22 protein-coding genes and 2 pseudogenes are annotated in these 22605 nt (G+C 66.7%); 12 read left to right on the top strand and 12 right to left on the bottom strand.

Annotated elements, in window-relative coordinates; translation table 11 throughout:
• Positions 1-5: 5 nt before the first annotated feature.
• On the top strand, positions 6-926 hold the full coding sequence (locus BTE28158_RS02960) for a phosphatidylinositol-specific phospholipase C (RefSeq protein WP_170296408.1): 921 nt from the start codon (positions 6-8) through the stop codon (positions 924-926).
• Between the two features lie 390 nt (positions 927-1316).
• On the top strand, positions 1317-1745 hold the full coding sequence (locus tag BTE28158_RS02955; protein ID WP_151048495.1) for a hypothetical protein: 429 nt from the start codon (positions 1317-1319) through the stop codon (positions 1743-1745).
• 90 nt (positions 1746-1835) lie between these two features.
• Here the strand turns inward: BTE28158_RS02955 and BTE28158_RS02950 are convergent, their stop codons facing one another.
• Positions 1836-2447, bottom strand: a complete 612-nt coding sequence (locus BTE28158_RS02950) for a LysE family translocator (RefSeq protein ID WP_151048496.1) — start codon at positions 2445-2447, stop codon at positions 1836-1838.
• An 83-nt stretch (positions 2448-2530) separates the two neighbouring features.
• Between BTE28158_RS02950 and BTE28158_RS02945 the strand changes: the two genes are divergently transcribed.
• A complete protein-coding gene (locus tag BTE28158_RS02945; RefSeq protein WP_124905709.1) occupies positions 2531-3058 on the top strand; it encodes a GNAT family N-acetyltransferase in 528 nt (175 codons plus the stop codon).
• Positions 3059-3073: 15 nt separating this feature from the next.
• Here BTE28158_RS02945 and BTE28158_RS02940 read toward each other — a convergent pair whose 3' ends face one another.
• The 3 genes from BTE28158_RS02940 to gcvA all read right to left on the bottom strand — a co-directional run bounded on the left by BTE28158_RS02940 (position 3074) and on the right by gcvA (position 5559).
• Positions 3074-4135, bottom strand: a complete 1062-nt coding sequence (locus BTE28158_RS02940) for an alkene reductase (protein WP_151048497.1) — start codon at positions 4133-4135, stop codon at positions 3074-3076.
• Positions 4136-4206: 71 nt separating this feature from the next.
• Entirely contained in the window at positions 4207-4515 is a 309-nt protein-coding gene (locus BTE28158_RS02935) for an ArsR/SmtB family transcription factor (RefSeq protein WP_059449595.1), read from the bottom strand.
• A gap of 144 nt (positions 4516-4659) precedes the next feature.
• A complete protein-coding gene (gcvA, locus tag BTE28158_RS02930) occupies positions 4660-5559 on the bottom strand; it encodes a transcriptional regulator GcvA (protein ID WP_151048498.1) in 900 nt (299 codons plus the stop codon).
• Positions 5560-5680: 121 nt separating this feature from the next.
• On the opposite strand from gcvA, the gene BTE28158_RS02925 reads away from it, so the two are divergent.
• Positions 5681-6385, top strand: a complete 705-nt coding sequence (locus BTE28158_RS02925; RefSeq protein WP_124905713.1) for an SDR family oxidoreductase — start codon at positions 5681-5683, stop codon at positions 6383-6385.
• A gap of 29 nt (positions 6386-6414) precedes the next feature.
• Here BTE28158_RS02925 and BTE28158_RS02920 read toward each other — a convergent pair whose 3' ends face one another.
• The 3 genes from BTE28158_RS02920 to BTE28158_RS02910 form a co-directional block, all read right to left on the bottom strand.
• Positions 6415-7554 (bottom strand): patatin-like phospholipase family protein, encoded by a 1140-nt coding sequence (locus BTE28158_RS02920; protein ID WP_124905715.1) that lies wholly within the window; start codon positions 7552-7554, stop codon positions 6415-6417.
• A gap of 116 nt (positions 7555-7670) precedes the next feature.
• Positions 7671-8012: a cupredoxin domain-containing protein gene (locus BTE28158_RS02915; protein WP_124628263.1), complete on the bottom strand. Its 342-nt coding sequence runs from the start codon at positions 8010-8012 to the stop codon at positions 7671-7673.
• Positions 8013-8035: 23 nt separating this feature from the next.
• Positions 8036-8980: a metallophosphoesterase family protein gene (locus BTE28158_RS02910; protein ID WP_059686111.1), complete on the bottom strand. Its 945-nt coding sequence runs from the start codon at positions 8978-8980 to the stop codon at positions 8036-8038.
• Positions 8981-9235: 255 nt separating this feature from the next.
• Between BTE28158_RS02910 and BTE28158_RS02905 the strand changes: the two genes are divergently transcribed.
• From BTE28158_RS02905 to BTE28158_RS02895, 3 genes are all read left to right on the top strand, one after another.
• The gene (locus tag BTE28158_RS02905; protein ID WP_226114563.1) at positions 9236-9460 is read left to right on the top strand and encodes a phosphate transporter; all 225 of its coding nucleotides are present in this window, start codon (positions 9236-9238) and stop codon (positions 9458-9460) included.
• 80 nt (positions 9461-9540) lie between these two features.
• The gene (locus tag BTE28158_RS02900) at positions 9541-11295 is read left to right on the top strand and encodes an ABC transporter permease (protein ID WP_124628265.1); all 1755 of its coding nucleotides are present in this window, start codon (positions 9541-9543) and stop codon (positions 11293-11295) included.
• A gap of 11 nt (positions 11296-11306) precedes the next feature.
• The gene (locus tag BTE28158_RS02895; RefSeq protein WP_151048499.1) at positions 11307-12653 is read left to right on the top strand and encodes an ABC transporter ATP-binding protein; all 1347 of its coding nucleotides are present in this window, start codon (positions 11307-11309) and stop codon (positions 12651-12653) included.
• 441 nt (positions 12654-13094) lie between these two features.
• Here the strand turns inward: BTE28158_RS02895 and BTE28158_RS02890 are convergent, their stop codons facing one another.
• Positions 13095-13973, bottom strand: a complete 879-nt coding sequence (locus BTE28158_RS02890) for a MurR/RpiR family transcriptional regulator (RefSeq protein ID WP_151048500.1) — start codon at positions 13971-13973, stop codon at positions 13095-13097.
• Positions 13974-14337: 364 nt separating this feature from the next.
• Between BTE28158_RS02890 and ggt the strand changes: the two genes are divergently transcribed.
• Entirely contained in the window at positions 14338-16089 is a 1752-nt protein-coding gene (gene ggt, locus BTE28158_RS02885; RefSeq protein WP_124628927.1) for a gamma-glutamyltransferase, read from the top strand.
• A gap of 217 nt (positions 16090-16306) precedes the next feature.
• Positions 16307-17635, top strand: coding sequence for a dicarboxylate/amino acid:cation symporter (locus BTE28158_RS02880; protein ID WP_124628929.1), 1329 nt, complete (start codon positions 16307-16309; stop codon positions 17633-17635).
• A 30-nt stretch (positions 17636-17665) separates the two neighbouring features.
• On the opposite strand, the gene BTE28158_RS02875 is transcribed toward BTE28158_RS02880, so the two are convergent.
• Positions 17666-18064: a DUF3331 domain-containing protein gene (locus BTE28158_RS02875; protein WP_059608497.1), complete on the bottom strand. Its 399-nt coding sequence runs from the start codon at positions 18062-18064 to the stop codon at positions 17666-17668.
• A gap of 44 nt (positions 18065-18108) precedes the next feature.
• Complete coding sequence (locus BTE28158_RS02870; protein WP_151048501.1) at positions 18109-19401, bottom strand: NAD(P)/FAD-dependent oxidoreductase; 1293 nt, start codon at positions 19399-19401, stop codon at positions 18109-18111.
• Positions 19402-19547: 146 nt separating this feature from the next.
• Between BTE28158_RS02870 and BTE28158_RS02865 the strand changes: the two genes are divergently transcribed.
• On the top strand, positions 19548-20201 hold the full coding sequence (locus BTE28158_RS02865; protein WP_059686124.1) for a TetR/AcrR family transcriptional regulator: 654 nt from the start codon (positions 19548-19550) through the stop codon (positions 20199-20201).
• Between the two features lie 24 nt (positions 20202-20225).
• Here the strand turns inward: BTE28158_RS02865 and BTE28158_RS02860 are convergent.
• A pseudogene (locus BTE28158_RS02860) lies at positions 20226-20514 on the bottom strand (LysR substrate-binding domain-containing protein); the annotation flags it as partial.
• 5 nt (positions 20515-20519) lie between these two features.
• On the opposite strand from BTE28158_RS02860, the pseudogene BTE28158_RS02855 reads away from it, so the two are divergent.
• Positions 20520-20795: pseudogene (locus BTE28158_RS02855) on the top strand (SDR family oxidoreductase); the annotation flags it as partial.
• Between the two features lie 33 nt (positions 20796-20828).
• Here BTE28158_RS02855 and soxR read toward each other — a convergent pair.
• Complete coding sequence (gene soxR, locus BTE28158_RS02850; protein WP_151048502.1) at positions 20829-21305, bottom strand: redox-sensitive transcriptional activator SoxR; 477 nt, start codon at positions 21303-21305, stop codon at positions 20829-20831.
• A 79-nt stretch (positions 21306-21384) separates the two neighbouring features.
• Between soxR and BTE28158_RS02845 the strand changes: the two genes are divergently transcribed.
• Positions 21385-22593, top strand: a complete 1209-nt coding sequence (locus tag BTE28158_RS02845; protein WP_151048503.1) for an efflux RND transporter periplasmic adaptor subunit — start codon at positions 21385-21387, stop codon at positions 22591-22593.
• Positions 22594-22605: the final 12 nt, after the last annotated feature.

Raw genomic sequence — 22605 nt, 5'->3', positions numbered from 1 at the left:
GATTCATGATCCCTTCGCGATACGAAGCTTCCACGCCGCTGGCCGACTGGATGTCGGCGCTCGACGACGCGCGGCCGCTGCATACGCTGACCCTACCGGGCAGCCATGACACCTGTGCGTATACGGTCGACGATCCGCTCGTGCGCACGCAGCGCGCACCGCTCGCCGCGCAGCTCGCGCACGGCGTGCGGCTGCTCGACATCCGCTGCCGGCACCGGTGCGATGCGTTCGACATCCATCACGGCGGGATCGCGCTCGGCATGTCGTTCGACGACGTGCTCGCGGACTGTACGCGTTTTCTCGATGCGCATCCGCGCGAATGCATCGTGATGTCGGTGAAGGACGAATGGCCCGCGCAGGCGTGCACGCGCGGTTTCGATGCGACGTTCGACGCGCATCGTGCGCGGCACCCGCGGTTGCGCTGGCATGCGGGCGGCGCGCTGCCGGCGCTCGGCGACGTGCGCGGCGCGGTGGTGTTGTTGAGGCGGTTCCGCAGCAGCCGGCCGCTGGGCATCGACCTGACCGCGTGGCCCGACAACGCGACCTTCACGATCGATCATCCCGATGCGGCGTTCGTGATCCAGGACGAATACCGTGTGCCCGTTGCCGGGTCGATCAACTACAAGTGGCGCGTCATCGATGCGCTGCTGACCGGCATGCCGTCGCCGGAAAGCGGCCGCTGGGCGATCAATTTCTGCAGCGGTACGGGGATGGGCGCGAATCCTTCGGTGGTCGCGCGCGGCGACGGCAGGGTGCAGGGGATTCAGGCGCGGCTCGCGGCGCGGTTGCGCGAGCAACGGGGTTCGTATGGCGCGATGCTGCTCGATTTCTGCGACGACGATGACTGGGCATTGGTGCGGGCGCTGGTCGAATGCAACGATCACGTGCGCGAGCCGGGTGACAGGCGCAGGCTGGCGGGGTGCTAGTGAAGACCGGCAGGGCGAGCGTTTGGTGGAAGGTTGGGTAACCGAAATCTTGCGCGTCGGTGCCGACACGTGGCCTGCGGCCCGCTGTACACCTGTGCCTGATTTTGCGTGGCGTGTGGCGGGACCTCCGCTTCCCGTGAAGATCGGCACGTTGCCGAATGTATGACGAGCGGTCCATGTTGCGAACCGAGGCCGATGGATAAGGTTGAACCGTTCGTGGCGGGCGCGGTTCGATCGAGTCCGTCGCGGATATCCGGATGTTTCTCAACTCGGCGCGAGGCAACGGGCACTGTGTGTTCGGCATCGCGCCGGCCCATGAACGTCGTCGTGGAAGGCAGCGCCTGCTTCGCCGCGAACTGTCCACGACGCAGGACTGCAAGGAGAGAGGTCATGGCAACGCTCGTCAACATCGTGAATGGCACCCCGAACGCGGTGCAGATTTGGGGCTTTCACGGCCCGTGCAACGTCAGGGACGTCGCAGCGGCATTGAATACCATCGCGTCGGGATTGAGCGGTGACGGTCACACGATTCACATCATGTCGGGAACGCACGGCTATTGCGCGGGGCAGGTCGGTGCAGTCGCCACGCGCGATCAGCGATTCGCCGCGGAAGACCGGGCGCTGGCATCGCCGAAGACGAAGGACAACAAGCCGGTCGCGGTTGCGGTACACGACTTCAATACGGCGAAGCTGCCCGCGCCGGATTACGTGACGGCAGCGATGGCGAAGCTGAACGGCGACATGCGCGCGATCGTGCAGGGCGACCCGGGCACCGCGACGTTCCTGCTCGCGTATTGCTGCAGCGCCGGGACACCGTAACGCGCTGTTGTGCGCTGACGGGCGGACGCGGCGGTCCGCCCCGTTTCGCAACGACGAGACGTCGTGCGGATGCGCGTGCGGCCGTGCCGTTCAGCGCGTCGCGATCGCCACCGCCGCACCGGCCATCGCCGTCGCGCTCGTGCGGTTCGCGATCCGCTTCGCGCGTGCCGACGTGAGGAACGCACGCGCACGCGAAGCGAGCAGCGACCAGAAGCAGTCGGCCAGGATCAGGACCGCGAGCATCGTGCCGACGAGCTCGGTCCACGCGAGGACACCGACATGCGTCAGGTCGACGATCGTCGGCAACAGCGCGAGATAGAAGAGCATGATCTTCGGATTGCCGAGCGTGACCAGCGTGCCCGCGACGAACATGCGCCATGGCGACTGGCCGCGCGGCAGGTCGCCGGCCTTCGTGTCGGTCGGCGCGGTCCACATCTTCCACGCGAGAAACAGCAGGTACGCGACACCGAGCAGCTTCAGCACGAGCAGGCCCGTCGCGAACGTGCGCGCGAACGCGGACAGCCCGGCAACCGCCAGCGTGAGCCACAGCGCCTCGCCGATCCACATCGCCGCGAGGAACGGCAGCACGTCTCGCATACCGTTCGTCAGCACGCGCGCGACCAGCGCGGCGACGCTCGGGCCGGGCGTGCCGGCGGTGACGAGCAGGGCGATGGCGAACACGGCGAGCGCGGACAGCGTCATGACGGACCTCGTGGGCAGGGCGTTCGAAACGTATGAAGTTTCGATTATAGTGACGGCCGTTCCCGCCTGCCTACCTCGTCGTGATGACAGTATCGATCCGGATTCGTCCCGCCACGCGGGAAGACGCGGCCGCGATGGCCGCCGTGGAAGTGGCCGCCGCCCAGCGCTTTCGTGACATCGGCATGCCCGACATCGCCGAAGGCGAGCCGACCGATGCGGCCGACGTGCGCATGCGCATCGACGACGGTCGCGCGTATGTCGCGACGGACGAAGCGGGGACGTGCGTGGGCTTTGCGTTCTACCGGCTGCTCGATGCGCGGCGGCTTTATCTGGAGGAGCTGGATGTCGCGCCGTCGCACGCGGGGCAGCGGATCGGCGCGCGCCTGATCGAACGGATCATGACGCGCGCCGCGCAGGATGGCATCGCACAGGTCGTGCTGTCGACGTTCCGCGACGCGCCATGGAACGCGCCGTACTACGCGCGCCTGGGCTTCGACGTCATCGACGACGCATCGCTCGACGACACGCTGCGCGCGATTCGCGCGCATCACGTGGCACGCGGGCTCGACGAGACGCAGCGCGTGTTCATGCGCGCTCACGTGCGCGCATGAACGCGTCGCCGCCCGTCAGGCCGCGTCGCTGAGCGCCGGGTAGTCGGTGTAGCCCGTTTCGCCTTCGGCGTAGAACGTCTCCGGCACCGGCTTGTTCAGCGGTGCGCCGAGTTCGAGGCGGCGCGGCAGGTCCGGGTTCGCGATGAACAGCTTGCCCCACGCGATCGCGTCGGCGTGACCGCTCGCGAGCGTCTCCTGCGCCGATTCGAGCGTGAATTGCTCGTTTGCGATCAGCGGGCCGCCGAACGCCTCCTTCAGACGCGGGCTCAGTTGGTCGCCCGAATACGATTCACGCGTGAAGATGAACGCGATCTTGCGGCGGCCGAGTTCGCGCGCGACGTAACCGAACGTCGCGGCCGGGTCGGAATCGCCCATCGTATGCGCGTCGCCGCGCGGCGCGAGATGCACGCCGACACGGCCCGCACCCCACACGTCGATCGCCGCGTCGACCACTTCGAGCAGCAGGCGCGCGCGGTTCTCGATCGGGCCGCCGTACGCGTCGGTGCGGTGGTTGGTGCTGTCCTGCAGGAACTGGTCGAGCAGGTAGCCGTTCGCGCCGTGGATCTCGACGCCTTCGAAGCCGGCCTTCTTCGCGTTTTCGGCGCCCTTGCGGTACGCGGCGACGATGCCCGGAATTTCATCGAGTTCGAGCGCGCGCGGTGTCACGAACGGTCGCGGCGGCCGCACGAGGCTCACGTGACCGCCGGCGGCGATCGCGCTCGGCGCGACCGGCAGGTCGCCGTTCAAGAACACCGGGTCCGAAATCCGGCCGACGTGCCAGAGCTGCAGCACGATGCGGCCGCCGGCCGCGTGCACGGCCTGCGTCACGCGCTTCCAGCCTTCCACCTGCTCGTCGGACCAGATGCCCGGCGTGTCCGCGTAGCCGACGCCCTGCGGGGTGACCGAGGTTGCTTCGCTGATGATGAGGCCGGCCGACGCACGCTCGGCGTAATAGCGGGCCATCAGGTCGTTGGGCACGCGCGCGCTGCCTGCGCGGGCACGGGTGAGCGGCGCCATCACGACGCGGTTCGGCAGGGTCAGGTCGCCGAGGGTAACGGGATCGAACAGAGTGGGCATGGCAGATAACCTTTTCAGAAGGGCGGGATTACCGCCGCGTCGTGCGCGGCGTGCGGCCCGCATGGCCTGGGTCAGAGTTCACGGCGCAGGGCGTCGAGAAATGCATCGATGACGGCCTCGTTGCGCCGGAAGAACGCCCACTGGCCGATCCGCGTCGACGTCACGAGCCCCGCGCGCTGCAGCGTCGCGAGGTGCGCGGAGACGGTCGACTGCGACAGCCCGCAGCGCGCGTCGATCTGCCCGGCACAGACGCCGTGGTCGTACGGCAGCGTCTGCTCCGGGAAATGCGCGCCCGGCGTTTTCAGCCAGACGAGGATTTCCCGGCGCACGGGGTTCGAAAGCGCTTTCAGGATCGCGTCGATGTCGAGTTCGGTCGGCATGGAAGGGTGTGGTGTTTGGGGCGTTCGTCCGGAAAACCGGTGCAAATAGGTATCGTCGATGGGCGAATCATATATCGGAAAATTGCGATACGCATGAAGGCACTGATGCAAGTGGGGTTGTTCGTCGGTCGGAGCATCAGCGAATCACGCGCCCCCGTACTGCGCGAACAGCCAGCGGCGCATGGCCTCGAGCGCTTCCGAATGGGCATTGGCCTGCGGAAAGACGACGTAAAACCCGAGCGACATCGGAAACGAAAAATCGAACACGCGGCGCAGCCGGCCTTGCGCGATATCGCGTTCGACGAGCGGCTCGCTGGTCAGCGCGATGCCTTGACCCGCGACGGCGGCGTCGATGGCGAGCAGCGACTGGCTGAACCGCGGCCCTTTCGTAGGATCGGTCTGCCCCTTTCCGCCGAGCTTCTCGATGAACTCCGGCCACAGGTCGTGCGCGTCGTGCAACAGCGCATGCTTCGACAAGTCTGCGGGTGTGCGGATCGGCGGGCCGCTTTCGAGCAGTTTCGGGCTGGCGACGGCGAAGATGTCGAGCGGAAACAGCAATTCCGCGACCAGGCCGGCGGGGAACGCGGGCTTGCCGAGCCGGATCGCGATGTCGACGCCGTCGGCCCGGAACGACGCCAGGCGCTCATCGGCGATGACGCGAACCTCGATGTCGGGATGCAGGCGACCGAAATCCGACAGGCGCGGGATCAGCCACTTCGACGCGAACGACGGCGTCGTGCTGACCGTCAGGACCATGGGACGCTGGCCCAGTGCGTCCGTGGCATCGGCGATTATCTGCAGCGCGCGCTGGACCGACGAAAAGTACTCGAGCCCTTCGCGCGTCAGCGCCAGCCCCCTGGGCAGCCGCCGGAACAGCTGAATCTCCACGACGTCCTCCAGATGCCTGACCTGCTGCGCCACCGCGCCCTGGGTCACGCCGAGTTCGTCGGCGGCCAGCCGGAAATTGAGGTGGCGCGCGGCGGCCTCGAACGCGCGAAGCGCATTGAGCGGCGGGAGGCGACGGGTACGCGACAGAGCCTTCATGCAGTAGAAAATCTACAGTGTGTGTGGAGAAATCATCGTTCGACAAGGCGATTATAGAGTCCTAGAGTGGCGCTTCAGGACGACGATCGCGGCGTTGAGCCGACCTATTCGGGAGAACAGCATGACTGTAGAGAAAGTGGCATTGGTGACGGCGGCGGGCAAGGGCATGGGCGCCGCGATCGCGCGGGATCTTGCGAGCAACGGTTATCGCGTCTCGCTGATGTCGCCGTCCGGCAGCGCGGTCGAGCTTGCCGCGGAACTCGGCGGTTTGGGTATGGCGGGATCCGTCACCGACGACGCCGACATCGAGCGTTTCGTGAACGGGACGCTCGCGAAGTACGGCCGCATCGACGCGGTCGTCAACAACACCGGGCATCCGCCGAAGGGCGACCTGCTCGCCATCGAGGACGACAAGTGGCACGAAGGGCTCGACCTGATCGTGCTCAACGTCGTTCGCGTGCTGCGCCGGGTGACGCCCGTGTTCCTGAAGCAGGGCGGCGGCGCGGTGGTCAACATTTCGAGCTTCGCGGCCGACGCGCCCGAGCAGGCGATGCCGGTGTCGTCCGCGCTGCGTGCGGCGCTGAGTTCCGTCACGCGGCTGTACGCCGATCGGTATGCGAAGGACAACATCCGCATCAATTCGGTGCTGCCCGGCTTCATCGACAGCTGGCCGGCGACGCCCGAGATCGTCGCCCGCATTCCGGCCGGCCGCTTCGGCAGGACGCAGGAGATCGCGCAGACCGTGACGTTCCTGCTGTCGGAAGGCGCCGGCTACATCACCGGGCAGAACATTCGCGTCGACGGCGGGATCGTGCGCGCGCTGTAAGCGGAAGGCGGGGCGCGATGCCCGCGGCATCAGTTGTGCCGCTCGCCGATCCGGTTTTCTTCCGGACTCCAGACGCTGAGCCCTTCCGTCGGGTCCATCGGCAGATCCCAGGGCCGCGCGGCGATCGCCTGCATCGTCGCGTCGAACCCGGCCTGCCGGCGGGCCGCGATGCCGGCGGGTGTGAAATCGATGTCCTTCCACTGATCGTCGCCGTCGAGCCGGGGCGCCGCGAGCTTGATCACGTGCATCGTGGTCTGGCAGCCCCATGCGGCGAGTGCTTTCACATCGGCCGACGTGCGCTCCGCCTCCGGCAGCCGCATGACCAGTTCCCGGATCACGTGGCGCAGCCGGTGAATCTGCTGCTGCCGCGCGATGTTGCTGTCCGTGCGGCTCGCGTACTGGATGTCCTTCTGCCGCTCCGACACCTGCCAGATGCTTTGCGGCTCCGGCCCGACCGGATTCCACATCTGCACCGAGAAGATGATCGAGCTGCGACGCGGCGCGTCGTCCAGCACGACCTCGACCGGCGTATTCGAGTAGATGCCGCCGTCCCAGTAGGGCGTGCCGTCGACCCGCACGGCCGGGAACGCGGGCGGCAGCGCGCCCGAGCTCATCACATGATCGATGCCGAGCGGCCGGTCGCGCGAATCGAAATAACGCATCGTGCCCGTGCACGCGTTGACCGCGCCGACGGTCAGTCGTGGCCGGCCCGCGTTCAGCAGGTCGAGATCGACGAGCGACGCAAGCGTGTCGCGCAGCGGCTCGACCACGTAGTAAGACGCACGCTCGACGCCGACCCGCGCCAGCGGCCCGAGCCAGGCGGCGGGATTCGGCCGGAAGAATCCCGGGAGGCCCGCGCCGATGACCGCGAGTTCCGAGCCGATCTTGTCCCAGCTCGTCGGGAAGCCCGGCACGTTCACGGCGGGCCGTTCGGTGACGTGTCGCCAGAATTCGGCCATCCGTTGCGCGCGGTGTCCGGGCGCGTTGCCGGCGATCAGCGCCGCGTTGATCGCGCCGATCGACGTGCCGATGACCCAGTCGGGCTGAATGCCCGCCGCCTCCATCGCCTCGAATACGCCGAGCTGGTAGGCACCCAGCGCGCCGCCGCCCTGGAGCACGAGCACGACCTGGCCCGGCAGTTTCGGATGTGCGGGTTGACTTGCCGTCATCGCTTGCCTCGTGTTCGGTGACGGCCGGCGGGGGCCGGCCGGATGGAACCAGTGTAGGCGATCGTCGGGCCGCATCCGTGGCGTCGGATGTTCGCGGGGCGCTGCGGCGCGCCGCGTCATTCCACGGTGATGGTCTCCTTCATGTACGGATGAATCCCGCAGAACACCTTGTAGACCCCCGGCTTGTCGAAACGGAACGAGTAGGTCTCGTCCTGGTCGAGCGCTTTCGAGTGGAAGATGCCCGCGTCGTTGACGACGGTATGCGGCTCCGCGTCGAGGTTTTTCCACGTGACCGTCGTGCCGGCCTTGATCGTGGTCGACATCGGCGAAAACATGAAATTGTGGATCGTCACGAGTGGGCCGGCCGGGGTCTGCGCGAACGCGGCGAGCGGCGTGCCGACGGCGGCCGCGCTCAGGATCAGCGCGGCCGCCAGCGTCGAGGGCTTCAGGAAGGTCATGTCGGTCTCCTTGTGTATCGGTATCAGGCCAGCGTCGTGTCGTGCAGCGACGCAGCGACGGGATGGCCGGCGAAGTCGACGGTCGTCACGCCGAGCATCGCGGGCAGCCGGTCGCGCGGCACCGTGAGCGGCACCGGGCCCGGGCCGTTGCCGGCGGTCGGTTGCGGGAACGCGGTGGAGCGCGCGGTGTGGAACGTCACGTTGCCCTCGACCTTCGACACGATCTGGTGGATGTGCCCGTTCAACACGGTGACCGAGCCGAAGCGGCGCAGCAGCGCCATCGTCTGCGGCGCGTCGCCGGTGCCCCAGCCCCACGGCTCGTAGATGGTCCACATTGGCATGTGCGAGAACACGACGATCGGCGTGCTCGATGATTGCCCCTTCAGATCCTGCGCGAGCCACGCGAGCTGTTCGTCGCCGAAGCTGCCGAGCCCGTTGGGCTTGAAATGCATCACGTTGACGAGTGCGACGAAGTGCACGCCCGCGTGATCGAAGCTGTAGTAGCCACGGTTGTCGGAAGCCTTGCCGAACCGGCTGAAATATTCGGCGCCCGAGCCGTCGGTCACGTCGTGTTCGCCGGGCACCGTGTGCAACTCGGGCACGCGCAGCGCGGACAGCAGTTGCGACGCGTGGTCGAATTCTTCTGCCTTGGACAGGTGCGTGATGTCGCCGGTATGGATCGCGAGCGCGGGCGCGGCAGGCATCCCGTTCACCAGATCGATCGTCTGCCGCAGCGTGGCCGCGACGTCGGGATTCGCGTCCTTGTTGAAGCCGATGTGCGTGTCGCTGATCTGCACGAACAGCGGCCGGCCCGCATTCGCGGGGAGTGCGGCGCCGCTTTGCGCGAGCGCGAGATCGAACGGTGTCAGGATGCCGCCCGACAGCGTAAACAGCGTGCCGAGGCCGCCGAACGCCATGCATTGCAGGGCCTTGCGGCGCGACGGGCGGGTGGGGGTCGATGAAGACATGTAAGCCTCGCATTCGTATGACGGAACCGGACGGCCGGATCGTCCTGGAGTTAGCCGGCGCCTTCGCATTCCATACCGATGCGGCGACGGATTTATTCCCGCTTCTTTGCGAGGCCTGACGCGGCCGTTCGATGCTTGCGGATCGCTGTCGGAGCGCTGATGGATGGCCCGTCAATGTCCTGTAAGTGACACGTCACGTTTGCGTCATGTTCGCCCGATAGCCTGCGACACCGAATCATCTATCCGGAGCCCCTCATGCCGAATCCCGCGGCAACGGAAACCAGCGGTGCGGGCGGTCGGAGCACGCGCACCATCAGTCTCGCGTCGTTCTTTCCGATCGTTGCCTGCGGCATCGTCCACGTCGGCGCTCACCCGAGCGCGGATCCCGGTCTGGTCAAGGAAAGTTCGGTCCTGCCGATCGTGCTGCTCTTCGTCGCGCAGTCGGCGGCACTGTACTGGGCGCTCCACAAGCTGTTCTGAGCCGCGCCGGCCGATGCCATACCCGGCCGCGCGGCACGCGGCCGGTCCCATCGATTTTCAATTCGACCAAGACGCTACCGATGGATATCCGCTTCTTCAATCCGAATCGCACCGCCAACGCGTCCGCGTGGCGCGTGCTTCCCAACCGCTGGGATGCGGTCGCGTTTCCGCTGATGATCGGCATACTCGCGATGGCGATCGTCGGCTTTCACGAGACGATGGCGCCGATCGCGACCCTGCAGACGCAGAAGATCTCGCTCGATCCGTCGAACCTGCCCGAATACGCGTTGCGCACCACGCTGCGGATGCTCGCCGCGATGATCGCGTCGCTCGCGTTCACGCTGGTCTACGGCACGCTCGCCGCGAAAAGCCGCCGCGCCGGCATGGTGCTGATCCCGATCCTCGACATCCTGCAGTCGGTGCCGGTGCTCGGCTATATCTCGTTTACGGTCACGTTCTTCCTCGCGCTGTTCCCGGGCCGCGTGCTCGGGGCCGAGCTCGCGGCGATCTTCGCGATCTTCACGAGCCAGGCGTGGAACATGACGTTCAGCTTCTATCAGTCGCTGCGCACGGTGCCGCGCGACCTGAGCGAAGTGTCGCGCGGCTTCCACCTGACGTCGTGGCAGCGCTTCTGGAAGCTCGAGGTGCCGTTCTCGATGCCGGGGCTGATCTGGAACATGATGATGTCGATGTCGGGTGGCTGGTTCTTCGTCGTCGCGTCGGAGGCGATCACCGTCGGCAACCAGACCATCACGCTGCCCGGGATCGGCGCGTATCTCGCGCAAGCCATCTCGGACAAGAACATCGGCGCGGTCGGCTGGGTAATCGTTGCGATGTCGGTCGTGATCCTGGCCTATGACCAGTTCCTGTTCCGCCCGCTCGTCGCATGGGCCGACAAGTTCCGGATGGAGAACACCGCGTCGGGCGACGCGCCGCAATCCTGGCTGCTCGACATGATGCGCCGCACGCACCTGATTCATCAGTTGCTCGTGCCGGCCGGCTGGCTGCTGTCGCAGGCCGCGCGGATTCCGCTGCGCGTGCCGTCGTTCGGCGGTATCGGCGCGCGTGGCGCAGCGAGCCATCGCCCGTCGCGCATCGGCGACATCGTGTGGGGCGCATTCGTGATCGTGCTGACCGCGTACGTCGCGTGGCGCGTCGTCAGCTTCGTCGCGACCGGCGTGACGATGAGCGAGGTCGGCCACGTGCTGATGCTCGGGCTGATCACGCTGCTGCGCGTGATCGTGCTGATCGCGATCGCGTCCGTGATCTGGGTGCCGCTCGGCGTGCTGATCGGGCTGCGCCCCGCGCTGGCCGAGAAGATCCAGCCGCTCGCGCAATTCCTTGCGGCGTTCCCGGCGAACCTGCTGTTTCCGGTGTTCGTGATCGTGATCGTCCACTTCCATCTGAACGCGGACATCTGGCTGTCGCCGCTGATCGTGCTCGGCACGCAGTGGTACATCCTGTTCAACGTGATCGCCGGCGCGATGTCCTATCCGAACGACTACAAGGAAGCGACGAAGAATTTCCGCATCCGCGGCTGGCAGTGGTGGCGCCAGGCGATCCTGCCCGGCATCTTTCCGTATTACGTGACCGGCGCGATCACCGCATCGGGCGGCGCGTGGAACGCGAGCATCGTGTCCGAGTTCGTGCAGTGGGGCGACACGAAGGTCGTCGCGCACGGCCTCGGCTCGTATATCGCACAGACGACCGCCGCAGGCGACTTCCCGAAGATCATCCTGGGCATCGCGGTGATGTCCCTGTTCGTTACCCTGTTCAACCGCCTGCTGTGGCGTCCGATGTACGCCTATGCGGAATCCCGGCTCCGTCTCGATTGAGAGTAAGCGCGATGCAAAATTCGACCGTAATCAACGCCCCCGCCCAGACGTCCCAGCCGCTTCAGCCGCCGCGCCTCGGTGAGGAAATCCTGCGCGTGGATCACGTCTGCCGTGGCTTCAACAAGACGCAGGGCGAACTGCTCGTGCTCGACGACGCGAACCTGTCGCTGCGCGAAGGCGAGATCGTCGGGCTGCTCGGTCGTTCGGGCTCGGGCAAGTCCACGCTGCTGCGGATCATCGCGGGGCTGATCGAGCCGACCGGCGGTGAAGTGACCTACCTCGGCAAGCCGCTGACCGGCCCGGCCGAAGGCGTCGCAATGGTGTTCCAGACCTTCGCGCTGTTCCCGTGGCTCACCGTGCTGCAGAACGTGGAAGCCGGGCTGGAAGCGCTCGGCGTCGGCGCACGCGAGCGGCGCGAACGCGCGCTCGCCGCGATCGACCTGATCGGTCTCGACGGCTTCGAGAACGCCTACCCGCGTGAGCTGTCGGGCGGCATGCGTCAGCGCGTGGGCTTCGCGCGCGCGCTCGTCGTCGATCCGACGATCCTGCTGATGGACGAGCCGTTCTCGGCACTCGACGTGCTGACGGCCGAAACGCTGCGTACCGACCTGCTCGACCTGTGGACGCAAGGCCGGATGCCGATCAAGTCGGTGCTGATCGTCACGCACAACATCGAGGAAGCGGTGTTCATGTGCGACCGGATCCTCGTGCTGTCGTCGAACCCGGGTCGCGTGATCGCCGAGATCAAGGTGCCGTTCAAGCATCCGCGCAACCGGCTGGATCCCGATTTCCGCAAGCTCGTCGACGACATCTACGCGAAGATGACCGCGCGCCAGACCGGCGAGGCGACGAAGAAGGGGCTCGAGCTCGGCAGCTGGATGCCGCGCGTGTCCACCAACCTGATGGCCGGCCTGATCGAGACGCTCGCGATGGCGCCGTATCACGGTCGCGCCGACATGCCCGAAATCGCGCGCACGCTGCATCTGGAAGTGGACGAACTGTTTCCGATCGCTGAAGTGCTGCAGTACCTCGGTTTTGCGGACGTGCGCGAAGGCGACGTGTTCCTGACGCCGCCAGCGCGCGTGTTCGCGGAATTCGGCACGCAGGAGCGCAAGCTGATGTTCGCGGATCATCTGCTGAAGCACGTACCGCTCGCCGCGCGGATCAGGAAGGTGTTGAACGAGCGCCCCGGCCATCGCGCGCCGCGCGTGCGTTTCGAGCAGGAGCTGGAGGATTTCCTGTCGGATGACGCGGCGGAGGAAACGCTCGACGCGGTGATCGACTGGGGCCGTTACGGCGAAGTCTTCTCGTACAACGACAAGACCGAGGTGTTCAGTCTCGAGGATGTGGAGAGCTGAGATCCGTCGATGGGTAAGGCAGCCCTGGCTTTGATTTGACCGAGCGCCAGACATCGAGGCCAGCAACGGCTGCTTCGTACGATGCGCCTGAGTGAGTCGCTCAGGCGCGTCCGTCCGCGTATTCGCTGCCGAACGGCCAAAGGGAAAATACGTCCGGCCCGACAGCAATTCAACGACCTGTTGGTGCGGGCGGCGGTGTAGGCGATGGCGGGAACAACTATGCAACGCATGGCTCAACGAGCGGGAAGAATACCGGTGGCGGCCAGCCGCTCTACGTGAGCGAGAGCGATATCAGCAGCGCGACCGCGAAGCGCGTCATCAGTGCGTGCAACGTTACGATCACGGACGAGGCAAACCGGAAGCAGGATGGGGAGGGCGGGTGGCGGCGCCGGGCGCAGGCGTGTCGGCAAAGCTCGCAACGTCCGAACACGGCCCCAACCATCACTCCGGCAAATCCCACTGATTCGCCTCCTGTTCGACCCCACCCGTACTCAACCCTTCGATCTTCTCCATACGCTGCCGCGCGAGTTCAGGAAGCCGGTTCGTCACGCCGATCACGAGCGCTTCGGCGAGCGCGAGCGCGGGCACGTTCGTCTGCAGCATCGCGAACGGCCGCCCCTGGATCCGCAGCACGATCTCGGCGAACGCGCTGATCGGCGAGCGCCATTCGTCGGTGATCAGCAGCACGCGCACGCCGAGCTGGTGTGCGGCCTGCGCAAACCGGAGGCTGTCCTTCTGATAGCGACGAAAATCGAAAATGACGAGCACGTCGCCCGGTCCCATATCGGCCAGCGACACCGATGCGAGATTCACGTTCGGCTCGACGTACTGCACGTGCGGGCGCGCATAGGCGAGCGTGAACGAAAACAGCGACGCGAGCGGCGCCGTATAGCGGCCGCCGCCGCACAAAACGCGGATATCGGGATCGGCCAGCAACGCCACCGCGTCGTCGAATGCCGCCGCGTCGAGCCCGTCGATCGTCGTGGCGAGCGCTTGCGAGAGCCGCTGAAAGATCGCCGCATGGCTGTCGCGCATTCCGGATTCCGAGTGGAACGCATCCATTCGCGCGAGCGGCGAATTCATCGCGGTGTCGATCTCGTCGTACAGCGCCTGCTGGAACGACGAGTAGTTCGGAAAGCCGATCCGCACGACGAAGCGAAACACGGTCGGGTCGCTCACTTCGGCTTGCTTCGCGAAGCTCGCGATCGGCCCGAGCCCGAGGCTCGGATAGCGATCCAGCAGTGCATGCGCGACCTTCTGTTCCGACGGCGTGAAGCTATCCATCTGCGATAGCAGCAACGCCCTGATGCTTGTCCCCATCGGGCACCCCGACCTTCTCTTGGCTGAATGACAAACGGCAGACGTGCGTCTGCCGGCAACTCCACGCATGTTAGCCCATCGACACCGCGCGACACGCATGCGATCGAAGGTTAGGGGGACGCATCGCACCGCGCGTCGATCATTCATATATGTAATGAAACGAACATTCGGTGACCCGTATAAGCGTCGTATTTCGCGAAAAATTCAGTGATAACCCTAGGTTTTGACAGAGAAATGCCGATGCTATGATCGCGGCCTCACCGGAATGTATCGTTTGTTACATGCCGGATCAACAGCGCCGACCAGCCTCCGGGCCAGTCACGCATCCGGGCATGGCCCGGTTACTCGTCTGGAGGATCCCGTCATGAGGCGGCTCGTAGTACTCACCCTGTTGTCGGCGATGAGCGCATGCGCGCTCGCCGCGTCGGAACCCGCGGTGGAAGCGAAGAACGGCATGGTCGTGTCGTCGCAGCACTTCGCGTCGCAGATCGGCGTCGACATCCTGAAGGCGGGCGGCAACGCGGTGGACGCCGCAGTGGCAGTCGGCTACGCGCAAGCGGTGACCAATCCGTGCTGCGGCAACATCGGCGGCGGCGGCTTCATGACGCTGCATCTGGCCGACGGCCGCGACCGCTTCATCAACTTCCGCGAGACGGCGCCGGCCGCGGCATCGGCGAACATGTATCTCGATGCGAAGGGCGACGTGATTCCGGGCGACAGCCTGTACGGCTATCGCGCGGTCGGCGTGCCGGGCACGGTCGCGGGCCTCGACCTCGCGCAGCGCAAGTACGGCAAGCTGACGCGCAGGCAGGTGATGGAGCCGGCGATCCGGCTCGCGCGCGACGGCTTCGTACTGACGCGCGGCGATACGGACATCCTCGACACGACGATCGAGCGCTTCAGGAAGGATCCGGAAGCCGCGCGCATCTTCCTGCGTCCGGACGGCTCGCCGCTGCAGCCGGGCGACCGCCTGGTGCAGAAGGACCTGGCTCGCACGCTCGAGCGTATCGCGGAGCAGGGCCCCGAAGCGTTCTATCACGGCGAGATCCCGAAGATCGTCGAAGCGGCGTCGAAGCGCGGCGGCGGCGTGATCACGGCAGCCGATTTCGCGTCGTATCGCGCGCAGGACGTCACGCCGCTGACCTGCACGTATCGCGGCTACGAGTTCGTGTCGGCGCCGCCGCCGAGCTCGGGCGGCGTGACGATGTGCGAGACGCTGAACGTGCTCGAAGGCTATGACCTGCGGAAGCTGGGTTACCAGTCTGCGTCGGTGGTCCATTTCATGACCGAGGCGATGCGTCATGCGTACGAAGACCGCAACACGCTGCTCGGCGACCCGAACTTCATCGACAATCCGGTCGCGAAGCTGACGAGCAAGCAATATGCGGCCGAGATCCGCAAGCAGATCAGCGGCGACATGGCGACGGCTTCGGTCGACGTGCAGCCGGGCGTCGGCGTGCACGAGAAGCCGGAGACGACGCATTATTCGATCATCGACCGAGACGGCAACGCGGTGTCGACGACCTACACGGTCAACGGCCGCTTCGGCGCCGTGGTGATCGCACCGGGCACGGGCTTCTTCCTGAACGACGAGATGGACGACTTCACCGTGAAGGTCGGCGCGCAGAACCTGTTCGGCCTCGTGCAGGGCACGCGCAACTCGATCGCGCCGGGCAAGCGCCCGCTGTCGTCGATGGCGCCGACGATCGTGAAGAAGGACGGCAAGGTGTTCATGGTGGTCGGCTCGCCGGGCGGTTCGCGGATCATCACGATCACGCTGCAGACCGTGCTGAACGTGATCGACTACGGGATGACGCCGCAGGATGCGGTCGGTGCGCCGCGCGTCCATCATCAATGGCTGCCGGACGAGGTCTATTACGAGACCCGCGGCCTCTCGCCGGACACGCTCGCGATCCTGCGCAACATGGGCTACAAGATGGTCGAGCAGACGCCGTGGGGCGCCGCGGAACTGATCCTGGTCGGCCTGCCCGGCACGGAGGCGGTGAGCCATCAGAGTTCGGGCAACGATTCGTCGGTGTCCGGCAACGTGCGGGTCGGCTACATCTACGGCGTCAACGACCCGCGCCGTCCGGCCGGTTCGGCGATCGGGTACTGACCTGATCGCGGTCGCGCCGCGCTGAAGGGCTGCAACCGGCGTTCGCGATCGGGCGAACGCCGGCACGGCGAACAGCGCGTCCGTTCGCGGACTTCCATAGTATCGAGCGTGGCAGGTGCCCGGCATGCCGGGTCCGACCGGCTCGCGGCGCGCATCGTGGCACGGCACCGGCGCGCGCCTTTTTCTCCCACTCCCGTACCGTGCGTCGAGCTCCGTTATGAACAAACGAATGTCTGCGGCAGGCTGGATCCTGCTCGCGATGGCGGCCGGCATCTTCATCGGCTACATGATCTATACGCAGTTTCCGGACAAGCAGTCGGCGACCGAGATCGCCGGCTACATCTCGCTCGTGTCCGACGTGTTCCTGCGGCTGATCAAGATGGTGATCGGCCCGCTGGTGTTCTCGACGCTCGTCGTCGGCATCGCGCACATGGGCGACGCATCGTCGGTCGGGCGCGTGTTCGTGAAGGCGTTCGGCTGGTTCGTCACCGCGTCGCTGATCTCGCTGCTGCTGGGCCTGCTGATGGCGAACCTGCTGCGGCCCGGCGAGAACCTCGGCCTGCCGCTGCCGGACATTGGCGCGTCCGCGCATCTCGCGACGTCGAAGTTCACGCTGAAGGATTTCGTCAGTCACATGGTGCCGAAGTCGATCGCCGAGGCGATGGCGAACAACGAGATCCTGCAGATCGTCGTGTTCTCGATGTTCTTCGGCGTTGCGCTCGCGGCGCTCGGCGAACGCGGCAAGATCCTCGTCGCCGCGATCGACCAGCTCGCGCACGTGATGCTGAAGATCACCGGCTACGTGATGAAGCTCGCGCCGCTCGCGGTGCTGGCGGCGATGGCGTCGACCGTCGCGATCAACGGGCTGTCGATCCTGCTGAAGTTCGCGGTGTTCATGGGCGACTTCTACGTGAGCCTGTTCCTGCTGTGGAGCACACTCGTGATCGCTGGCCTGCTGTTCCTCGGCCGTCGCGTATTCAAGCTGCTGGTGCTGATCAAGGAAGCGTTCATGCTGTCGTTCGCGACGGCCAGCTCCGAGGCCGCGTATCCGAAGATCCTCGACGCGCTCGACCGTTTCGGCGTGCGCCGCAAGATATCGAGCTTCGTGATGCCGATGGGTTATTCGTTCAACCTCGACGGTTCGATGATGTACTGCACGTTCGCGTCGCTGTTCATCGCACAGGCGTACAACATCCACCTGTCGCTCGGCACGCAGATCACGATGCTGCTCGTACTGATGCTGACGTCGAAGGGGATGGCGGGCGTGCCGCGCGCGTCGCTCGTCGTGATCGCGGCGACGTTGCACCAGTTCGACATTCCGGAAGCCGGGCTGCTGCTGATCCTCGGTGTCGACACGTTCCTCGACATGGGCCGCTCCGCCACGAACGCGGTGGGCAACTCGATCGCGAGCGCCGTGGTCGCGAAGTGGGAAGGCGAGCTGATGTCGGAAGCGGAAGCCGACGCGAATGCGGCACGACTGGATGCGGAAGCCGAAGCACGGATGAACGAGGCGGTCCGCGACGCGGATCGCGTCACCGCTGCCTGAAGCGCAATCCCGGGTCGAATGCCCGGTTCTTCAGGCCGCTTCGGCGGGGCGGGCCGCGTCGATGCACGCCGCCAGCACCATCGCGGCGGCGTTGCCCGGCGCCGAGCCGAGCAGTTGCGGCGCATAGACGCTGTCGCCGATCTCGATCGGCTGTCCCGACAGCGCGCACACGCCGCGCTTGCGCGTGGTGAACAGCCGCCACTTCTGATAACCGTAGTGCCCGGTGCATGCGTCGCGCCACGAAATCATCACGGTATCGGCCGTGGGCCGCTCGAGCACGCTGATCGTCGGCTTGCTCGTCGCGTCCCACGACGGCAGCCGGTCGCGCGTGACGCTGCGCCGCCGCGGCACGCCCCACGAGACGGACGGCATGTCGAAGCTGCCGATCGCGGCGACGGTCACGAGCCAGGGCGCTAAACGGTTGTTCATGTCAGTTTTCCTCGAAACGTTGCGCGACACCGCCATACGCGGCATCACGACAGGCGGATGCGCGGCTGCGCGCAGCCGTTGATCCGTTCGGCGATCCACAGCAGGGTCGCCTTGGAGAAGCCGTGCAGCGCCTGCTGGTGCCGCCGGTAGAGCATCAGGTGGCTGAACTGCGCGAAGCGCCCCTGGATGAAGCCGCCGCGAAAGAACCCGAACTGCCCGAGCGTGCCGAACGCGTCGTAGTCGCTGATCGACACGAGCGCGCCGAAATCGTGGAACGCGAACGGTGGAATCGGCGTGCCGTCGAGCCAGGCGGGCAGGTGCTTCGCGAGATGCTCGGCCTGCTGCGTCGCGACCTGCGCGGTCGGCGGCAGCGGCCGTTCATGGCCGTCGGGCAAGAGGCTTGCGCAATCGCCGATCGCGAACACGTGCTCGTCGCCCGTGGCCTGCAGCGTCGGCCCGACGACGATCTGGTTCGCGCGATTCGTGTCGAGCCCGTCGAGCGCCTGCATGAAATCGGGCGCCTTCACACCGGCCGCCCAGACCATCAGGTCTGCTTCCGCGAACGAACCGTCGCCGTAGTGGAAGCCGTTCGCGTCGGCCGACGTGACGCGGGTCGACGTCAGCACGTGAAAGCCGATCTGTTCGAGCCGCCGCTGCGCCGACGCGGAAATCCTCGGCGGAAACGCGGCGAGGATGCGCGGGCCGCTTTCAAGCAGCGTGAGCTGCAGCCGCTCGCGCACCGTCGCGTCGCCATACGCCTGCGCCACTTCCAGCAGGCGGCTCAGCTCCGCCGCGAGTTCCACGCCGGTTGCGCCCGCGCCGACGATCGCGACGCGGAACGGCTCGTCGCGCGCGATGCTGCGAAAGACGCGCATCCGCAACGCTTCGTTGAAGGTCTCGGCCTGCTGCTGACTGTCGATGAAGTAGCAGTGCTCGCGCACGCCCGGTACGCCGAAATCGTTGGCCTGGCTGCCGAGCGCGAGGATCAGCGCGTCGTATTCGAGTTCGCGTGCCTCGAGCACGAGTTCGCCGTCCTGCGAGCGGATCTCGCCGAGCTGCACACGGCGGCGTGCGCGATCGAGCCCCTTCAGTTCGCCGGGCTGGTACGTGTAGCCGTGGTCGCGTGCATGGGCGAGGAAGATCACCTGCTGCTGCTGGACGTCGCGCGTACCGGCCGCGATCGTGTGCAGCATCGGCTTCCAGATGTGCGTCGGACTGCGGTCGACAACCGTGACCTGCGCCCGCCCGGACCGGCCGAGGCGCTCGCCCAGACGGGTCGCGAGCTGCAGCCCGGCGATTCCGCCGCCGACGATGACGATGCGTGTAGGGGTTGTCATGGATAAATCATCACGTGATGAATAAGGTATGATCCTAGCGCTTCCCGGCTTCGCGTGTCAACGGAGCGGGGCGGCCGTCCAATGCCGGGGAAATGAAACCGGGCCTGAACACGGGCATTCGAACCATTCAAGGGGAGCAGGAAAACGTGGCTGAAGTCACTGAGCGCGCGCCGTCGAAGCGGCGTACGCGCGGGCGGCCGCTGGCGGACGCATCCGTCGGTCCGGACGTGATACTGCGCGCCGCGCGCCGCACGTTTGCGAAGCGCGGCTACGACGCGACGAGCGTGCGCGAAGTCGCGCGCGAGCTGGGCATCGACGCGGCGTTGATCGCCCATCACTTCGGCACGAAGGAAACGTTGTGGCTGGCGGTCGTCGAGCAGATCGTCGAGCTGGCCCAACCGATGTTCGACGCGCTGCGTGCATTGCGCACGTCGTCGCTGCCGCATCGCGAGCGCGTACGGCGCGCGCTCGAGCTGTGCGTCGATCACGAATTCGACGAGCCCGACATGGGCATGTTCTTCTCGACGGCGGCGACCGAGGAGGGCGCGCGGCTCGACCGGCTGCAGGAGCGGCTCGTGCGCCCGTATCACGAGGTGATGTTCCCGCTGCTAGCGGAAGCGGTGGAGGCCGGCGAGATTCGGGCGGCGGACCCGAACGTGCTGTTCTTCATGATCGCGAGCGCGATCGGCATGACCGTGTCGTACAGCCACATGATGCGGGAGTTCACGTCGCTGCCCACGCGGCAGCACGAATTCAGGCAGGCCGTGCTCGCGGTCGCGCTCAACATCCTCGGCGATTGAGCGCCGCGCGCGCGATGCGCGCGGTCACGTCGCCGCAATCAGCCCCAGTTTGTGCACCGCGTTGCGCGCGCTTTCGCGCAGCGCATCGACGAGCGGCGGCGTGCGGTACGCGATCGCCAGCTCGTACGCGAGCGGGCTGCACGTGCCAGTCAGTTCGCATAACGTAATATTTGGCGGCTGCATCGGCACGAACAGGCGCGGCATCAGCGCGACGCCGATGCCGACCGCGACCAGCCCCGGCCGTCGTCTGCATCTGGCGCGGCTGCTGGACCACGCGCAGCGCGAAGCCCGCCTGCGCGCACGCCGTCACGAGTACGCGGCGGCGAAGGGTTCACCGTCACGCTCGCGCGCGAACTCGGGCCGCGCGGTGCAACGGTCAATACGGTTGCGCCCGGTTACATCGCCGAGACGCGCTTCTTCGGCGACGGTGGCGTCGCGCCGGCCATCGCGGCGACCATCCGCGAGCAGACGCCGGCCGGCCGCGCTGGCCATCCGGACAACATCGCGGACGCCGCCGCGTGGCTCGCCGGGCCGCGTGCGTCGTTCGTCACCGGCGCGACGATCGCGGTGAACGGTAGTTGGCGCGTCGGTTGAGGTGAGGGGGCAATGTGGTGCCGGCCGCGCGCATCAGTCGAGATCCGGCGGCGCATCGCCGAGCCAGCGCCGCGCGCCAGGCCCGTTGCGGCCCGCGCGGTCTTCCGGGTTTGTCAGCTTGCAGCGCTTCAGCGACAGGCAGCCGCAGCCGATGCATTCGTCGAGGTTGATGTAGAGCCGCTGCAACTCCTCGATCCGGTTCGCGACGCGCTGCTTCCAGCCGCGCGACAGCCGCTGCCAGTCCTTGTTCGTCGGCGCGGTGTCTTCCGGCAGGCTCACGAGTTGCTCGGCGATCTCGTCGAGCGAATAGCCGATCTTCTGCGCGAACACGATGAACGCGATCAGCCGCAGCACCGCACGCGAATAGTGACGATGGCTCGAGCCGTTGCGGTGCGACTTGATAAGCCCGCGCTTCTCGTAGAAGCGCAGCGTCGATGCCGGCACGCCGCTGCGCGCGGCTACTTCGCGGATCGACATCAGCGGCCATTGCGTGGTTTCGTTGATACCCATGACGCCCTCCGGGAAAGCTTGACTTGAAGTTAACTTCAACTTTTATGCTACGCGGCAGTTTAACCCGTCGCGAGGCATCATGCTCTTCTTATCCTTAGGCAGGACGTCGCCTTTGAGCGCCGCCTGCGCATTGCTGCTGACGTTGTCGGGCTGTCATGACGGCAAAGGCGAATCGTCGGTCCATCCTCTGCCCGAAGTCGGTGTGACGACCGTCGCGCCGCGCACGGTCCGCCTCGCGGACGAATTCAACGGACGCGTCGAAGCGGTCGACGCGGTCGAGTTGCGACCGCGCGTGAGCGGCTACCTGCAGCGCATCGCGTACAAGGAGGGCGACCTCGTCGCGCAGGGCGCGGTGCTGTTCGAGATCGATCCACGCCCGTACCGGATCGCGCTCGACCGTGCGAACGCGCAGCAGCAGCGGGCGCGCGCGGCCGCGAGCCTCGCCGATGTACAGCTCAAGCGCGTGCGGACGCTGATCGATGCGCATGCAACCTCCCAGGAAGAACTCGACAACGCGCGCTCGACCGCGGAGCAGGCGCGCGCCGACCTGCGGGCGGCCGACGCGGCCGTCGCGGACGCGAAGCTCAATCTCGGCTTCACCGAAGTGCGTTCGCCGATCGGCGGGCGAGTCGGCCGCGCGATCGCGACCGCCGGCAACCTCGCGCGCGCGGACGAGACGCTGCTGACGACGGTCGTGTCGCAGGACCCCGTCTACGTCTATTTCGACTGCGACGAGCAGAGCTACCTGCGCTACAACGCGCGGCGCGCCGACCGGAAGAATCGGGCGATCGGCGCGGACCCGGTGCGCGTGGGCCTCGCGAACGAGACGGGCTTCCCGCACGCGGGCACCGTCGATTTCCTCGACAACCGGCTCGATCCGCAAACCGGCACGATCCGTGCACGCGTGCGGCTGCCGAACGCGGACCACACGTTCACGCCGGGCCTCTATGCGCGGGTACAGCTCGTCAGCGGCCGCGACCAGGACGCGCTGCTTGTCGACGACAAGGCGGTGCTCACCGACCAGGATCGCAAGTACGTATACGTGATCGGCGCCGGCGACAAGGCGCTGCGTCGCGACGTGACGATCGGCCGTGTGCTGGACGGCGAGCGGATCGTCGAGAAGGGGCTGCAGCCAGGCGATCGCGTGGTCGTCGACGGCGTGCAGCGGATCTACTATCCAGGTGCGCAGGTGAAGCCGAAGGCGCTGGCCGTGCATGCGGACGCGGGCACCGGGCCGGGCAACGGCATGCAGGCCGCGGCCGACGCCGGCGCGCCGGTCGCGCAATAACGGGAGCCCTGC

Origin of the sequence: Burkholderia diffusa (assembly GCF_902499115.1) — a bacterium.
GTDB classification, from domain to species: Bacteria; Pseudomonadota; Gammaproteobacteria; order Burkholderiales; family Burkholderiaceae; genus Burkholderia; species Burkholderia diffusa.
Note: the sequence above shows the minus strand (reverse complement) of the source record. Positions and strands in the feature narration are given on the sequence as shown.

Excerpts from the sequence above, each read along its gene's own strand:
- BTE28158_RS02920 (WP_124905715.1), bottom strand. The coding sequence starts at position 7,554 with ATGACGGCAAGTCAACCCGCACATCCGAAACTGCCGGGCCAGGTCGTG.
- gcvA (WP_151048498.1), bottom strand. The coding sequence starts at position 5,559 with ATGAAGGCTCTGTCGCGTACCCGTCGCCTCCCGCCGCTCAATGCGCTT.
- BTE28158_RS02925 (WP_124905713.1), top strand. The coding sequence starts at position 5,681 with ATGACTGTAGAGAAAGTGGCATTGGTGACGGCGGCGGGCAAGGGCATG.
- BTE28158_RS02905 (WP_226114563.1), top strand. The coding sequence starts at position 9,236 with ATGCCGAATCCCGCGGCAACGGAAACCAGCGGTGCGGGCGGTCGGAGC.
- BTE28158_RS02960 (WP_170296408.1), top strand. The coding sequence starts at position 6 with ATGATCCCTTCGCGATACGAAGCTTCCACGCCGCTGGCCGACTGGATG.
- BTE28158_RS02870 (WP_151048501.1), bottom strand. The coding sequence starts at position 19,401 with ATGACAACCCCTACACGCATCGTCATCGTCGGCGGCGGAATCGCCGGG.
- BTE28158_RS02910 (WP_059686111.1), bottom strand. The coding sequence starts at position 8,980 with ATGTCTTCATCGACCCCCACCCGCCCGTCGCGCCGCAAGGCCCTGCAA.
- BTE28158_RS02880 (WP_124628929.1), top strand. The coding sequence starts at position 16,307 with ATGAACAAACGAATGTCTGCGGCAGGCTGGATCCTGCTCGCGATGGCG.
- BTE28158_RS02945 (WP_124905709.1), top strand. The coding sequence starts at position 2,531 with ATGACAGTATCGATCCGGATTCGTCCCGCCACGCGGGAAGACGCGGCC.
- ggt (WP_124628927.1), top strand. The coding sequence starts at position 14,338 with ATGAGGCGGCTCGTAGTACTCACCCTGTTGTCGGCGATGAGCGCATGC.
- BTE28158_RS02895 (WP_151048499.1), top strand. The coding sequence starts at position 11,307 with ATGCAAAATTCGACCGTAATCAACGCCCCCGCCCAGACGTCCCAGCCG.
- BTE28158_RS02845 (WP_151048503.1), top strand. The coding sequence starts at position 21,385 with ATGCTCTTCTTATCCTTAGGCAGGACGTCGCCTTTGAGCGCCGCCTGC.
- soxR (WP_151048502.1), bottom strand. The coding sequence starts at position 21,305 with ATGGGTATCAACGAAACCACGCAATGGCCGCTGATGTCGATCCGCGAA.
- BTE28158_RS02955 (WP_151048495.1), top strand. The coding sequence starts at position 1,317 with ATGGCAACGCTCGTCAACATCGTGAATGGCACCCCGAACGCGGTGCAG.
- BTE28158_RS02890 (WP_151048500.1), bottom strand. The coding sequence starts at position 13,973 with ATGGGGACAAGCATCAGGGCGTTGCTGCTATCGCAGATGGATAGCTTC.
- BTE28158_RS02900 (WP_124628265.1), top strand. The coding sequence starts at position 9,541 with ATGGATATCCGCTTCTTCAATCCGAATCGCACCGCCAACGCGTCCGCG.
- BTE28158_RS02950 (WP_151048496.1), bottom strand. The coding sequence starts at position 2,447 with ATGACGCTGTCCGCGCTCGCCGTGTTCGCCATCGCCCTGCTCGTCACC.
- BTE28158_RS02935 (WP_059449595.1), bottom strand. The coding sequence starts at position 4,515 with ATGCCGACCGAACTCGACATCGACGCGATCCTGAAAGCGCTTTCGAAC.
- BTE28158_RS02915 (WP_124628263.1), bottom strand. The coding sequence starts at position 8,012 with ATGACCTTCCTGAAGCCCTCGACGCTGGCGGCCGCGCTGATCCTGAGC.
- BTE28158_RS02940 (WP_151048497.1), bottom strand. The coding sequence starts at position 4,135 with ATGCCCACTCTGTTCGATCCCGTTACCCTCGGCGACCTGACCCTGCCG.
- BTE28158_RS02875 (WP_059608497.1), bottom strand. The coding sequence starts at position 18,064 with ATGAACAACCGTTTAGCGCCCTGGCTCGTGACCGTCGCCGCGATCGGC.